Source organism: Anaerococcus sp. HMSC065G05 (genome assembly GCF_001812365.1).
Taxonomy (GTDB): Bacteria; Bacillota; Clostridia; order Tissierellales; family Peptoniphilaceae; genus Anaerococcus; species Anaerococcus vaginalis.
This window is the reverse complement of the sequence record NZ_KV808710.1, coordinates 40,225-56,335: the sequence shown is the minus strand read 5'-3', so window position 1 is coordinate 56,335 and position 16,111 is coordinate 40,225. Positions and strand designations below refer to the sequence as shown.

The window sequence follows — 16,111 nt, the reverse complement described above, 5'->3', positions numbered from 1 at the left end:
CCTGATACTGTTGTATCGCCTGCTTTTGGTTGTGTGATTGTTGGTGCTGGTGTTTGACCTTGTTTTACAACAGTTAAAGTAGGATCTAATTTAGCAGTTTGTTTTCCTCTTGTTATTGTAACTTCTCCCTTATCATTTACAGAGATTTGATTATCTAATAGATCTGGGTTTGCTTTTTTAACTGCTTCTTTAACTTTATTTTGTTCATCTGCTGTTAATGAATCAGGATTTGCTACTTCTACTACTGCTGGGTTTTTAGCATAAATTCTATTTACTAGATATGCTTTTTGACCTTGTACATCTGATGGATTGCTTTCGCCTTCATCAAATAAATAAGTATATCCATCAAATTTTTCTGGATTTTCCTTATCATATCCTATTGATGCTGGTTTAAGTTCTTTTCCATCAAGTCCAACTGCTTTTGATCCTAACAATAATTTATATACATTTGTATATGTTATTGTTGTATCGTCTTCAGTCTTGTCTGTACGAACAAATTCATATCCTTCTATATCTGAAACTCCATCGTTATCTGGATGTGCACCATCTTCTTTTTTTAGTTCAATTGTTTTTCCATCAGCTGTTTCTTGTACCCATTTTGTGATTTCTTTTTTAGTTACTGGATTATTTTTTGCATTTACTTTTGCTTCATCAGAATGTGTACCATCTTTTTCAGCTATAGCTTTTACTTCGCTTCCATCTTTAACTTGATTTGCAGGAATTGTCACAACGCCTGTAGTTGGGTCTATTTTTATAGATGGGTCAGTTCCATCTGGCAATTTCCAAGCTCCATCATCGCCCTTTGTTGCTACAAGAGTTCCTTGATGATTGTTTTCATCAGTGTATGTGATTTGAACAACATCAACGTCTTTGTCAGTTGGTGGTGTTACTGTTACAGATCCATCATCGTTTGCTTTTAGAGTTGGAGCATCTGGTTTAGCTGGTGTTGTATCTGTTACTGTTACTGGTACTTTAACGTCTACTTCTTCTCCGTTTGGTAATGTTACTGTTACTACTGCTTTTGTTTCTCCAGCTTTTGATACGTCTGGTTCTGTTTTTACTACAACTTCTGATCCTTTTGGTAGGTTTGTTATCTTTTCTTTGTATTGATCTGCTGTTGGTTGTGTTCCTACAGTTGTTTCTACTTTTCCGTTAACGTTGGCATCCCATGCTTTTGGATTTTTATCTTCTTCATCTTTGATTCCATCGTTGTCGTCGTCTGGATCTGTTGAATCTGGTATTCCGTCTCCATCTGTATCTCTTAATATTGTTATTTGGATTTCTTTTGTTGATTCGTTTCCAGCTGCATCTTTTGCTTTGATTGTTACTGTGAAGTCTCTTTCTTCTTCTGTGTCTGCCCAGTTTGTTAGTTTGTCAGGTGTTCCTTCGATTTTGCCTGTTTCTTTGTTGTATCTTAATCCTTTTGGAAGTCCTGTTACTTCTACTGTTGGATTTTTATCTGTATCGTCTGTTACGTTTACCTTGATTGGTGTGATTTCTTGTCCTTCTGTTACTCTTGCTCCATTTGCCCATACTTGTGGTCCTCTATTATTTTCGTCTTCTTTTGGAGCTACTGGTGTGTCTGGATTGTCATCATCGTCTAGGTCACCAATTTCTGGTTTTGTTGTGTCTTTTTCTTCTTCAGCTATTGATAGAGGTACTCTATCTACATGTCCTTTTTTGATTAATACTTCTTCGCCTTTTTCATTTAATATATAAATATCATAAGTTACTTCTACATTTGGATCATCTTGTGTTGCTTCAACTTTTGTTTTTGGTGTTCCTGTAATTTGATCTCCTGTGATTGTTAGACCATCAATAGCTTTTCCATCTATAAATTTAGCTGTTACATTTTTAAATACATATCCATCAATTGGACTTGGTTTTACTGTAGTATTATATTCTTTTCCTACATTACCATCTTTTAATGGAGAATCTGTTATAATGTATTCTTGTGTCTTTGTTACAGATATTTCGCCTGCATCATCTGGTACTTTTACTGTTATTGTTGCCTTAAATTTACCAGCTTCAGTAGGTTTACCTGATACAACTCCAGTTGTCTCATCTATAGTTAATCCTGCTGGAAGACCTTCAGCACTATATTTTGCACCGTCAATAGGTTCATTATCAAATTTAACTTCTTCGTTTAATGAACCAACATTTTTATTAACTTCAACTGTAAATGAGTCTTGAGCTAATAATTGTGCATTATTTCCTTTTGAATCAACTCTATATAATTTAGCTGTGAAAGTTTTTGTTTCTGTTACATCTTTTGTATCAAAAGTTGCTTCAGGGAATCCACCTGTTGATGAAGGTTTAGATGCATTTTCAGTTTTAACTACATTTCCTTCTGCATCATACCAAACTATTCTAAATGAATCAGTAGTATTGCTATAAGGAAGTCCAGCTGTTTCAGTTTTTGCTACATCTCCTGGTGTTGCTGTATTGTTTCCGGTGTCATAATTTGTAATATTAAATTTAATTTCTGCTGGAGCCAATGCGAAGTCAGCTCTTGTAGAGTTTGCTGTTTGAGCTGTTGATACACCAAAAGCTGTTTGAGCCCAACCACCGTGGATACCCCAAGCATTGTTAGAACCTGTGTACCAGTTGTTGTTCCATGGAGTCATAACTCTTAGCTTGTCTGTGCCTTCTACAGAAATGAATAACCAATCAGAGTTAATATGTTTTTCTTTCCAATCTAATGCACCTGTTAAGAAAGATCCTTCTTCAGCACTATTTGCAACAGTACCAAGTCTATTTACTTCTTCTTCTGTCCATTTGTGGGCATCTCCAGCGTAATATTTTCCAGCTACTCTATTATATTCAGCTACATTTACTCCGTTTCTTTCAGGTCCCCAAGTACCATTAAATTGGATTTTATAATCGCCTTCTGCGTTTGTAACAGCACTTACTGTTTCTGCAATCCATTTGTCTGGGTCTTTTGCCACTTGTTCTTTTATCCAATCTTGCAATTGTTTTTCAAGATTATAGGTCCAACCTGCACCACGGATTTTACTAGGAGATGAAACGTTTAACATTTTAGCAGTTTCTGCGCTAAATATTTGTTTTAGAGCATAGTCAGATAAATAAGAAGCTCTTACTTTTACTCCTGGAGCTGGTGATGTATGAGTTGCTACAATACCCCATTGGATACCGCCTGCAGATTCATAGTCCCAAGATACTTTACCACGTACTGCACCTTGACCTGGATCTGTTTTAAATATTTGAGCAGGTGTCTCTTTATCTTGTTTATGCATTAGATCTTCTTTTGGAATTTCCATTAGAAGTACTTTAAAATCAGTAAGTTTATTAGGTATTAAATAGTAATTTGCACCAGCTACTCCCCTATCTGTAAATTCAACTGATTCTCCTGTTGAATATTGAAGTTGGTAGCCAGCTGGGATTGTAGATGCATCTACCCAAAACTTATAAGATTCAGAGCCTGCAGATGAAGTTGTATCAGCATCAAATTTAACTAGTTTTCCATCTTCTCCAATATATGATTTGATTTCCATGTGGAATTGACCTGTGGAATCTGATACTGCAGAATAAACTGGAGAAACTCTGTTACCTTCTTTTTCAAACCATTGGAAGTATACTCTTACGCCTTCAATTGGTCTAAATTGACCTTTACCTGCTTTAGATAAATCTTTGTTTATATCATCGCCTACTTGTACGCCGACATAGCCGTGTACAGCATTTTTTGCATCTGAAGTAGTAGTTGTATCTTCTGGTTGATCTGCTTCTCTAACTCCAGTAGTTGGACTTTCTGGAGCTTTTGCTGGTTTTCTTTCTACATTTTCAGAAAATTCCAAATCCTCTGCTTCTTCTTTTGCTTCAACAGCTTTAACATTAACTTTGATTTGGATTTCTTTTACAGATCCATCAGCAAAAGTTATTTTTGCACTTGTAGTTTTTTCGCCAGCTTCTTTTGTGTCAACTGGTGTTACTACATCAAGTTTTGCATCTTGTGGAAGATTGGTTACAGCTTGTTTGTAATCGATTTCTTCTCCTTCTTCTACTTCTATAGTTTCTAATTTTTCTACAAAAGTATCAGCTTGTTTTGCAACAACTTCTTCTTTTGTTTCTTCTGTTTTAATTTCTTCATTTGCTACTGGTGTAGCTTCTTCAACTGGATTTTCTTCTGGCGTTTTTGTCTCTGTTGCTACTGTTTCATTTTCACTAGCTTCAGCAGCCTTAGAAGATCCTGGAGCAATTATTAATGAAAATCCTAACATACATGAAACTAATCCAATGGATAGTTTTCTTGTACCGTACTTAGGAGTTTTCTCTTGACTTAATTCTTTTTTCTTTTCGATGATTTCAGTCATCTTTTTCGAATTGTTCATGATTTTCTTATCCTTTCATTAATATATTTTGTTAAAGTGGTAATATGAAAATGTGGTAATTTATGCAATAAAATAGCCACAAATTTATTGTATTCACACTGTTAACTATTTTTATATAAGTTATTATATCATATTCGTTCAAAATATCTACTTGGTTTTGAATTTATCAAAGTTGAAAATATTCATAAAAAATTAACTTTAAAATTTATAAATATTTTTTCAATCTATTTTTCAAGTAAATATATTTAAATTCCCGTCTAATTTTTCAAGATTTTGATTTTTGTTATCAAAAAATCTTGTATAATGATGAATTTTTATTCTTGAAAAAAGATTATTTTATAAATATTTGGAAATAAAAATAAAGAATTCTAAATTTAAACATTTTAAAAATTTTTGAATATTTAAATAAAAAAATGAGATGGCTAAGTCGTGAAAAAATCTGAAAAAAATAAAAAATCACGACTTGCCTACTTGCTTAAAATATTTGAAAAATGAGTTTTGATTTTTTCTACTATACCAGAAAAATAGAAAAAATAAAAGACCACATCAAGGTGGCCTTAGATTGTAGACAAAGTTAGTTTAGTGATTCATTATTAATTTGAAAATAAAAATACGCTACACCCCATTTTTTTCTTTGTAATTCTATATTTGTTTTAAAAATATACTATATCCATAGACTAACTCTTTTTATGAGATCTCTCCACAAGGTCAAGATGGGGTACTGCTATTTTTATTTTATTGCTAAAGTTTTATTATTTTTATATTTTTAATCTTTATCCTAGTTTTTCTTCTTGATTTTCTTATTGAAATATATTTTATCTTCTACAATATTTTTTTAAGAAATTGTCCTGTGTAGGATTTTTTTGTTTTTGCTATTTCTTCTGGTGTGCCTGTTTTTACTAATTCTCCTCCTCCATCTCCGCCTTCAGGTCCTAGGTCTATGATGTAATCTGCTACTTTTATTACGTCAAGATTGTGTTCTATTACTACTACTGTATTATTTTGGTCGACTAATCTGTTTAAAACTTCTATTAATTTGTGAACGTCTGCCATGTGAAGGCCTGTTGTTGGTTCGTCTAAAATGTATAGGGTTTGACCTGTGGATCTTTTTGCAAGTTCGCTTGCAAGTTTTACTCTTTGGGCTTCTCCTCCCGAAAGTTCTGTTGATGGTTGACCAATTTTTATATAGCCTAGTCCTACGTCATATAGGGTTTGTAATTTTTTTACTATTGATGGATGATTTTCGAAAAATTTTAGGGCTTCTTCTACTGTCATATCCAAAACTTCGGATATATTTTTCCCCTTGTATTTTACTTCGAGGGTTTCTCTATTGTATCTTTGTCCGTGGCAAACTTCACATGGAACATAGACGTCTGGCAAGAACATCATATCTACTTTTATTGTTCCATCGCCATTGCAGGCTTCGCACCTTCCGCCTTTTACGTTAAAGGAAAATCTTCCCTTGTCAAAGCCTTTCATTTTTGCTTCGGTTGTCATGGCAAATACATCTCTGATATTGTCAAATAATTTGGTGTAGGTTGCTGGGTTTGACCTTGGCGTTCTTCCTATTGGGGATTGGTCGATGGAAATAATTTTGTCAATTTGTTCTACGCCTTCAATTGAATCGTGTTTTCCTGGGTGGGTTTTGGATTTATTTAATTTTTTTGTAACTGCCTTGTACAAAATTTCATTTACCAAGGAAGATTTTCCCGATCCTGATACTCCTGTTACTGCTGTGAAGGTTGATAGGGGAAATTTTACATCGATTCCCTTCAAGTTATTTTGTCTGGCGTTTTTTACTTCTATATATTTGTCCCAAGTTCTCCTCTCTTTTGGCACTGGGATTTTTTCTTTTCCTGAAAGGTAGGCGCCTGTAATTGATTTTTTGCATTTTTTTATATCGGAAAGTGATCCTTTTGCAACAATCTCTCCTCCATGGACTCCTGCTTTTGGTCCAATATCTACAAGATAATCTGCAGCTTTCATGGTATCTTCGTCGTGCTCTACAATTATTAGGGTATTTCCAATATCTGTTAAATTTCTAAGTGATTTGATTAATTTGTTATTATCTCTTTGATGAAGTCCGATTGATGGCTCATCCAAAACATAACAAACTCCAACAAGACCTGATCCAATTTGGGTTGCAAGTCTTATCCTTTGGCTTTCTCCACCGGAAAGGGTTGAGGCTGCTCTTGAAAGGGAAAGATATCCAAGTCCTACGTCTTGTAAAAATTTTATTCTTGCCTTTATTTCTTTTATTATTAGTTCGGCAATTTTTTCTTTCATTGGAGAAAGCTTTAAATTATCAAAAAATTCTATAGTTTTGTCGACTGACATATCTGCAATTTCTGAAATTGATTTGCCATCTACTTTTATCGCAAGGATTTCATCTTTTAATCTTTGCCCGTGACAAGTTTTACATTCTTCCTCGCTCATAAAGCCTCTCATTCTTTTCTTTTGAGAATCGGAATTTGTTCTTTCGTACCTGTCGGATAAATTTTTGATTGCTCCTTCAAAATGTCCTGTGTAATTTTTTCTTCCAGAAAAATGGCTGTCAAAGGTAAAAGAAATTTCTTTTTTTGTTCCGTACAAAATTTCATCAATCATTTTTTTTGGAGCATTTTTGATTGGCTCATCAAGGGAAAATTTGTGATTTTTGGCAATGGCTTTAATTATTTCATTATAATATGTTCCTTTTCCGCTTGTGGCGTATGGGTCGATTGCCCCTTCATTTATGGAAAGATTTTTATCTGGAATTACAAGATCTGGATCGATTTGCAAATGAAAACCAAGTCCATTACATTCTGGGCACATTCCTTGGGGAGCGTTGAATGAAAACATATTTGGTGTAATTTCTGGAAGGGAAATATGACCTTCTGGGCAGGCAAGTTTGGATGAAAGGATAAAATCATCTCCGTCTATTACATTTATTTCTACAAGTCCATCTGTAAGTTCAAGGGCAGTTTCCAAAGAATCTGCAAGTCTTGATTCAATTTTTTCTTTTATTACAATCCTATCAACTATTATTGATATGTCGTGTTTTTTTGTTTTTGAAAGTTCAATTTCTTCTTCAAGATCATATCTTTCGCCATCAATCATCACTCTCACATAGCCCATTTTTTGGATATTTTCGAGTTTCTTTTTGTGTTGACCTTTTTGGGCTCTTACTACTGGGGCAAGGATTTGGATTCTTGTTTTTTCTTCAAGTTTTAAAATCCTATCTACCATTTGATCGATTGATTGGGCTTCAATTTTTTTGCCACAAACAGGACAGTAGGCATCTCCAATTCTTGCAAATAAAAGCCTATAATAATCGTAAATTTCTGTTACAGTTGCAACTGTTGATCTTGGGTTTCTGTTGGTTGTTTTTTGGTCGATTGAAATTGATGGAGAAAGTCCTTCGATTGTATCAACATCTGCCTTGTCCAAATTTCCCAAAAATTGTCTGGCGTATGATGATAAACTTTCTACATATCTTCTTTGACCTTCGGCATAAATTGTGTCAAAAGCCAAGGTGGACTTTCCCGATCCGGAAAGTCCAGTAAATACAATCATTTTATCGCGAGGAAGGGTAAGGTCTACGTTTTTTAAATTATTAGTCCTTGCCCCCTTTATTACTATTTTATTTTCACTCATTTATACCTCCGCAAATTCTCTTTTCATTTTTGCTATTTGGTCACGGATTTGTGCTGCTTTTTCAAAATCTAATTCTTCTGCGGCCTTATACATTTCTGTTTCCAAATTTATAATTATATTTTCAATTTGTTCTTGTGAGAATTCTTCTTTTACTTCTTCTACATTTTCTGTTGATTTTGTTACTTGAATTATTTCTGCTATATTCTTCTTGATTGTCGTTGGGGTTATGCCGTGTTTTTCGTTAAATTCCGTTTGAATTTTTCTTCTTCTTTCGGTTTCATCAATGGCTTTTTTCATTGATCTTGTAATTTTATCTGCATACATTATTACATGACCTTTTGAATTTCTTGCAGCCCTTCCTATGGTTTGGATAAGGGAAGTTTCGCTTCTTAAAAATCCTTCCTTGTCTGCATCTAAAATTGCAATTAAGGAAACTTCTGGTAAATCTAATCCTTCACGAAGAAGATTTATTCCAACAAGAACATCAAATTTTCCAAGTCTTAAATCTCTAATTATTTCACTTCGCTCGATTGTTTTTATATCTGAATGGAGATATTTTACCTTAATTCCATTTTCTGATAAATAATCAGTCAAATCTTCTGCCATTCTTTTGGTTAGAGTTGTTACAAGAACTCTTTCATTTTTATCGATAATTTGATGGATATTTTCTATCAAATCATCAATTTGATTTTCTACTGGTCTTACATCAATCAATGGATCTAAAAGTCCTGTTGGTCTTATGATTTGTTCAACAACATCTCCTCCTGTTTTTTCCATTTCGTAAGGACCTGGAGTTGCTGAAACATATATTGTTTGCTTAATTAATTTTTCAAATTCTGGAAATTTCAAAGGTCTATTGTCAAGGGCTGATGGAAGTCTAAAACCAAAATCTACAAGATTTTGTTTTCTTGACCTGTCCCCCTCATACATTCCACCAACTTGAGGAATTGAAACGTGAGATTCGTCAACAAAAAGCATAAAATCATCTGGAAAATAATCTATAAGGGTGTAAGGTCTTGAGCCTGGTTGTCTTTGGGACAAATGCCTTGAATAATTTTCTATTCCCGAACAAAAACCAATTTCTTCTAGCATTTCTATATCGTAATTTGTTCTTTGCTCAAGCCTTTGAGCCTCTACTAATTTATTTTCATTTTCTAGTTCAATAAGTCTTTCTTTTAATTCTTCTTTTATAGTTGTAATTGCAGCTGCTGCTTTTTCGGCGCTTGTTGCGTAGTGACTTGCAGGATAAATATAGCCGTGGGAGATGTGGCTTGTAACTTTTCCTGTCAAAGAATCAAATTCTGAAATTCTATCAATTTCATCTCCAAAAAATTCTACTCTTATTGCTTTTTCTTCGTTTCCTGCTGGGAAAATATCCAAAACATCTCCCCTTCTTCTAAAAGTTCCACGCGAAAAATCAAAATCATTTCTTACAAATTGTCTTTCGATTAATTCTTTCATAACTTCTTCTGGAGAAATTTCTTGACCTGGTCTTAGGGACAAAACTAATTTTCTATATTCTTCAGGATCTCCCAAGCCGTAAATGCAAGAAACACTCGCCACAATTATTACATCGCGTCTTTCAAACAAACTCATTGTTGCTGAGTGTCTTAATTTATCAATCTCATCATTGATTGAAGAATCTTTTGCAATATATGTGTCGGTTGCCGCAACGTAGGCTTCTGGTTGATAATAATCGTAATACGATACGAAATATTCAACGGCATTGTCTGGGAAAAATTCTTTAAATTCTGTAAATAATTGGTAGGCAAGTGTTTTGTTGTGGGCAAGAACAAGAGTTGGCTTTTGAACTTCTTGAATTATATTTGCCATAGTAAAAGTCTTACCAGAACCTGTAACTCCTTGAAGAATTTGATGAGCTTTTCCTTTTTTTATTCCACAAGCAAGTTTTTTAATTGCATCTGGCTGATCTCCTTTTGGAGTATAGTCTGATTTTAAAATAAATTTATTTTTTGTCATTTGACACTTCCTTTATGTAAATCATAATTTTTTAAATTTTTTTCTTTTTTAAATCTATTTTCAGTCTTTTCCAATATACACTTTCACTTTTTAAATTCAACTTATTTACTAGGGATTAAAAGCTTTAAATCTTGCCACAAATTCGCCTTTCTGCTATAATTTTTTGTGAATATAAGTCTAAAATTTTTAATTTAAAATTTAATTATGAAAGGTTGATATATATGGAAATTTTTAAAAATATGAAAAAGGAAAGAAAAAATGAATTGTTAGTCCTAACAATGTTTGCAATTTTCTTTATCTTTGTCACTTATAGATTTAAGCAAAATGGGAAAAATTTTTTCCTTGTTATTAGCTTTCTTGCAATATATCTTGCTGTTGGAGCAGATACTATTGTAAATGCAATAAATTCAATTTCTAATAAAAAATTTATGGATGAAAATTTCCTTATTACTCTTGCAAGTTTTTTTGCGTTTTTTATGGGATTTTTTGTTGATGCTTGTGCCATAATGTTTTTATTTAATTTTGGAAAATTTTTTGAAAATCTTTCAAAAGATAGGATTGATGAAAATTTCAAAAAATTATTTGATATTGTCCCAAAAACAGTTACAAAAGTTTTGGATGATGGGACTTTGGCAAAAATTTCGATTAAAAAAATAAAAAAAGGCGACATACTTCTTGCAAAAGAGGCAGATATTATTCCTGTTGATTCTGTTGTAATTTCTGGCGAAGGGCTTTTGGATACTTCATTTTTAAATGGCAAATCTTTGCCAATCGAAATAAAAAAAGGCAGTGAAATTTTATCAACTTCTATGTTAAAAACTGGCGAGATCAAATACAAGGCTTTGAAAGTTTTTGATGAATCTATGGCAGCAAAAATTATAAATTTGATAAAAAAATCAAGAAATAAAAAATCTCAAAGTGAAAAATTGATTAAGCAATTTACAAAAATTTATACACCTTGTCTTGTTGCTATGGCAATTTTTCTTGCTGTAGTTCCTCCTATTTTGGGAGGAGATTTGAGCAAATATTTGCAAAAATCTGCAAGTTTTTTGATTGTTTCTTGTCCAAAAGTTTTTATACTTGGGATTTCTCTTTCATATATTTCAGCTTTAATTCTTGCAAATAAAAATAAAATCCTTGTAAAAGATATAGAATCTTTTGAAAAGTTGATTGATTGCGATTATTTTTATACAGATATGACAAATACTTTGACTGTTGGAGAATTTGATTTGAAAGAAATTGTATATTATTCTCCTTATAACAAAAATTTGCTTTTGGATTATTTGTATAATTTGGAAAAATTATCGACTGATCCTATAGCAAAAGCCATTGTAAAAAATCTTAGACGCAGAGATAATTTTTCGTATTTTATAGCAAGTAAAAATATAAATGATATTGACATTTGGGCAAAAACTTATGAAAATGAAGAAATAAAAATAGGCTCAAAAGACTTTGTAAATGTTGAAGATGATTCAAATGAAAAGGCAATTTTTATGTCAATAAATAATATTTTGGTTTGTAAGGTTATTTTGGAAGATAATATCAAAGATGATGCCAAGGAAAGCATAGATTATTTAAAAAATGAATTTTCTGATATTGCTGTTTTATCAGCTGAAAAGGAAAAAGTTGTAGAAAATCTTGCGAAAAATCTTAGCATTTCCTATGCGGCAGAAATTTCTACAAATGAAAAAGTCGAACTTATAAAAAATGAGCAAAAAAATAAGCACAAAATTATTTATGTTGGAGATGGAATAAAAGAAGGCGAAGTTTTGAAAAATTCTGATATTGGCATTAGTATGGGGCAAAAATCTTCAGATATTGCAATTTATAATTCTGACATAATGATTTCTGATAAATCTTATGGAAAATTGAAAGATTTGATGAAAATTGCAAAAATCGTAGATAAAACTGCCAAAAAAAATCTTATCTTACTTATTTTTACAAGAATTGTCCTTTTGATTTTAACTTTAATTGGATATTGTCCAATGTGGCTTGTAAGCCTTGTTGATGCATTAGTTTTAATAATTTCAATCTTGTCATCAATTAAAATTTTTAATAAAAAAATTTAGCAGGAAGAATTTTATCTTCCTGCTTATTTTTTATATATTTCTTGTAATTGTAAATTCATTATTGTTTTCTGGATTTTCTTTTTCAATTTCTCTTTCTATATCTCCTGTTAAATTTAAATAATTATCAGAAAGTCTTGCTGAAACTAATGGAGAAATTAATATATAATACAAGCCTAAAATTCCGCCTCCTAACATAATAATTCCAATACCTGCTTCAGGACTATTTGTTCCAACGACAATTCCAACAATTATTCCAAAAACAAGAATAATCGGTAAAACTATATACAACAAATACAAAGTAATAGTTTTGCCAAATAATTTTGTTCCGATTGAAAATACACTTTTAAGTGCATCCATAATTGATTGGTCTTTGTTTCTTGGATCTGAAACTATATGATTTGCGTAGGTTGTAAAAATTGCAAGAATTCCTGCAAGAATTGTTCCAAAAGCAGAAAGTGATAATAAATTTAATTTTTTACTTTCTACATCAAAAACTCTAATTTTTCCAAAAGAAAAACCTAAAACAATTGTAATAGCTATAAGAATTAAATTTACAATTATTGCTTTTTTGTCAAGTCTTTGCAATTGATTTAAATAATCTCCAACACTTCCCTTTCTATTATTAATTAAACCTGATGCTATTATAAAAGAACCAAGCCAAGTAATAACAGAAGATAAGAAATTATAAATTATACTTTCATCTGCACTGCTACCAAAAATTTTGTAGAGAACAAAAGCAAAAATTGCAATTAAAAGCTCAACCAAAATAATTGATCCATAACTATATTCTCTTTTCATAATAATTCCTTTCATTTTTCCAAAAATTTCTCTTACAAAAATATTTATACCCGCAAATTCGACTTTAAACAAAAATATTATATTTTTTTATATTAAATTAAATATATTTTAAGCTAATTAGGGTATAAAATAAATGAGGTGATATTATGGAATATAAAATAAATAAAAAAGAAAAACAAGTGCAAGTTTTTGATAAGGAAAATAAAATAGGATTTATAGATATAGTAGAAAAAGAAAATCTAATCGATGCACCCCACACAGAAGTTGACAAAAAATATGGAGGTCAAGGAATAGCAGGAAAATTGGTAGATAAATTAGTTCAATACGCAAGAGATGAAAATAAAAAAATAATTCCAACCTGCCCATATATAAAAGATAAATTTGAAAAAGATGAAAAATATAAAGATGTATATTATAAATAAAAGAGCCAGCTAGGCTCTTTTTTTATTTCTTCTAAAAAATATTCCAATAAAAATAAAATAAATTATTACAAAACCACCAAAGCCTTTTGATAGGGAATTTGTATTTATTAGCTTGTCCATGCTTTTCATAAAAAATGGTGCTAAAAATGATCCTATATTACAGCCTATAAAAATTAAATTTGTGGCTATTCTTGAGCTGTGACCTTTTACAAATCTTGGTACTTCTGCAAATATATAAGGCATACACATTGATTGCCCAAAAGTTAAAAGCAAAATAGAAAATAAAAATCCAAAAAGATTTTTTTCAAAATTTATTATCAAACAATTTGCCAATGCAAAAAATCCCAAACCAAAAAATATAGTTTTTTCTCTTAGTCTTAGATTAATTGGTGTAAATAAAAACGCTGAAACCATTCCAATTATTGGCACAAAATTCAAATAAAAACTTACATTAACATCAATTCCATAGCCTTTGCTTGCAACAAAAGGAAATCTTATAAGCATTGCCGTTGCATTTAAAATCATTATCATGGCAAAAATTATAAAAAGAAAAATATTAGAATCAAAATTAATCTTTGCTTTTTCTTTTTCAATTTTCACATCTTCTACATTTATTTTAAAAAATATAAAAATAAGAAATGCTGATGTATAAAGTGCAAATGTGTACATATAATCAAATTTTACAAGGATTCCTGCCAAGGTAAAAAGAATTATTTGCCCAATAAATTCAAAAGCATTTCTTAGACCGTGAAGTTTTGTTCTCTCATTATTATCATGGTAGAGCAAATTAATATAATTTGCCGAATGCCCATTAAAAAGACCAAGCCCTGCTCCAAGGAGCAATCTTGAAATAATTATTGATGGATAGCTCCTAAAAACAAGGGGAATAATTCCGCTAAATCCCACAAGCAAAAGTCCTAGCAAAACTGTATTTTTTATTCCAATAAAAATCGCCAAATATTCTGCCAAAAAAATAAAAATCATAACAGCAAGGCTTGAAAGACTTATAATAAATTCAGCCTCATTTCTAGTAAGATTGAAGGCTTCTTGTATATAAACTAAACTTCCAGAAATTATGCTATTGCTTGTTAAAATTAAAGAAATTGATAAAATGGCAATTTTTTGTCTAATAGAATTTTCTTTCATTGTCTATCCAAATATTTTTCAAATAATTTATTAGAAAAATCTATCAAATCATGTGAAAAATCATTTCTCAAATATTTTTCATCCAAATCGCCAAGCCTAACCCTATCAAGAGCATCAGCATCCTTAAAAAGTTTTGACAAATATCTTGCCCTATCCATATCTTTTACAAAAAATTCTTCAATTGTATCATCCATTTGTTTGTCAGGTCTTGAATGAGTAGCAAGGACTGCTTGAAGAATATTTTTATCATTTTCATTTATTTTTGCATAATCAATCGAATATAAAGCTGCCCTATAACCATGTTCTGTATCATAAGAATCGTCAACTCTTTTTGTATCATGCAAAGATGCAGCAAATCTTAAAATATCCGTATCATTTTTGTCCAGTTTATAATTAAAAGCCAAAAGCATAGAAATAAAAATTACCCTTTCAATATGACCTTGACCGTGGATTTTGCTTTGGTAAAGAATTTTTGTATTTAAATTTTTATAAGTATCTAATAAAATTTTGTAATAAGAAGAATTTTTAAAATCCTCAAAAAATTTAAAATCTTCTAGCCATTTATCTTCATTTAATATTTCCAAAATAATCATAAGAAACTCCTTTTATTTCTTTAATTAATTATTATTATATCAAATCGGGTAAATATTTTATATAAAATTGTAAGTAGGTGATATTATGTTTATGAAAAGAGAAGATATAGAAAAAGAAATAGAAGAATGCATAAAAAAAGCAAAAAATTTTTCAAACCAAGGCGAAGTTGCTTCCTACATTCCTGAGCTTAAAAACGTAGACGAAAACGGCTTTGCCCTTTCTATTGTAACAACAGGTGGAGATATTTATAACTTTGGAGAAAAAGAAAAAATATTTTCAGTTCAATCCATTTCAAAAATTTTTACCCTAATTATGGCACTAAAAGACAACACAACCGAAGAAGTATTTTCAAAAGTTGGAACAGAACCAACAAGATACGAATTTAATTCATTAATTCCAATCGACCAAAGGGCAGCAAATCCCTTTATAAACGCTGGAGCAATGACAACAACATCAATGATTTATGGAAAAAGCGAAGAAGAAAAATTTAATAGAGTTATGGAATTAATAAAACAAATGAGCAAGGATGGCACATTTACATTTATGGAAAATATTTACAAATCAGAAATTTCTACAACAGACAGAAACAGAGCAATTGCTTATTATTTAAAAAGCAAAAATATTTTCGCCCAAAACGCTGATGAAGTTTTAGATTTATACGTTAGAATTTGTTCAATAGGAACAAACGTAGAATCCCTTGCAAAACTAGGAGCGCTCCTTGCCAACGAAGGCTTTGACATCCACTCATCAAATTTAATAATTCCACAAAACATAGTCCAAATGACAATCGCCCAAATGGCATCGTGTGGAATGTACGAAAAAAGTGGAGAATATTTAATGAAAGTAGGAATCCCATCAAAATCAGGAGTAGGCGGAGCAATTTTAGGCGTTGTACCAAACAAATGCGGAATCTGTGTATATTCCCCAAGACTAGATAAGTCAGGAAACTCAGTTGTTGGGAAAAATTTATTAAAAATATTATCAGCAGACTTAGGACTTAATATATTTCTGTAGAAATATTTTGAAAGACTTTTAAATTATATTTTTTAAAATTTTTCGTTTTTATTACAAATAAAAATTTTATATAAAATTAAAACTTCGTAGACTTAGGGCGGAA

At 31.1% G+C, this 16,111-nt stretch carries 9 protein-coding genes; 3 read left to right on the top strand and 6 right to left on the bottom strand.

Going from position 1 to position 16,111, the window contains the following annotated elements; translation table 11 throughout:
- The 3 genes from HMPREF2852_RS05645 to uvrB all read right to left on the bottom strand — a co-directional run.
- A partial coding sequence (locus HMPREF2852_RS05645; RefSeq protein WP_070606576.1) for a Rib/alpha-like domain-containing protein occupies positions 1-4,349 on the bottom strand: 4,349 nt, incomplete at its 3' end.
- An 822-nt stretch (positions 4,350-5,171) separates the two neighbouring features.
- A complete protein-coding gene (gene uvrA / locus HMPREF2852_RS05640) occupies positions 5,172-7,985 on the bottom strand; it encodes an excinuclease ABC subunit UvrA (protein WP_070606575.1) in 2,814 nt (937 codons plus the stop codon).
- Positions 7,986-9,965 carry an excinuclease ABC subunit UvrB gene (gene uvrB, locus HMPREF2852_RS05635; protein ID WP_070606573.1) on the bottom strand — a complete coding sequence of 660 codons (1,980 nt, stop codon included), beginning with the start codon at positions 9,963-9,965 and terminating at the stop codon, positions 7,986-7,988.
- A 221-nt stretch (positions 9,966-10,186) separates the two neighbouring features.
- On the opposite strand from uvrB, the gene HMPREF2852_RS05630 reads away from it, so the two are divergent.
- A complete protein-coding gene (locus tag HMPREF2852_RS05630) occupies positions 10,187-12,034 on the top strand; it encodes a heavy metal translocating P-type ATPase (protein WP_070606569.1) in 1,848 nt (615 codons plus the stop codon).
- Positions 12,035-12,064: 30 nt separating this feature from the next.
- On the opposite strand, the gene HMPREF2852_RS05625 is transcribed toward HMPREF2852_RS05630, so the two are convergent.
- Entirely contained in the window at positions 12,065-12,832 is a 768-nt protein-coding gene (locus tag HMPREF2852_RS05625) for a hypothetical protein (RefSeq protein ID WP_070606567.1), read from the bottom strand.
- A gap of 146 nt (positions 12,833-12,978) precedes the next feature.
- On the opposite strand from HMPREF2852_RS05625, the gene HMPREF2852_RS05620 reads away from it, so the two are divergent.
- Positions 12,979-13,254, top strand: coding sequence for a GNAT family N-acetyltransferase (locus tag HMPREF2852_RS05620; RefSeq protein WP_070606564.1), 276 nt, complete (start codon positions 12,979-12,981; stop codon positions 13,252-13,254).
- 9 nt (positions 13,255-13,263) lie between these two features.
- Here the strand turns inward: HMPREF2852_RS05620 and HMPREF2852_RS05615 are convergent, their stop codons facing one another.
- Positions 13,264-14,400, bottom strand: a complete 1,137-nt coding sequence (locus HMPREF2852_RS05615; protein WP_070606560.1) for an MFS transporter — start codon at positions 14,398-14,400, stop codon at positions 13,264-13,266.
- On the bottom strand, positions 14,397-14,993 hold the full coding sequence (locus HMPREF2852_RS05610; RefSeq protein WP_070606558.1) for an HD domain-containing protein: 597 nt from the start codon (positions 14,991-14,993) through the stop codon (positions 14,397-14,399). Before HMPREF2852_RS05610 ends, HMPREF2852_RS05615 begins: the two co-directional genes overlap by 4 nt.
- 85 nt (positions 14,994-15,078) lie before the next feature.
- On the opposite strand from HMPREF2852_RS05610, the gene glsA reads away from it, so the two are divergent.
- Positions 15,079-16,008, top strand: a complete 930-nt coding sequence (gene glsA, locus HMPREF2852_RS05605; RefSeq protein ID WP_070606556.1) for a glutaminase A — start codon at positions 15,079-15,081, stop codon at positions 16,006-16,008.
- The last annotated feature ends 103 nt before the right edge of the window (positions 16,009-16,111 follow it).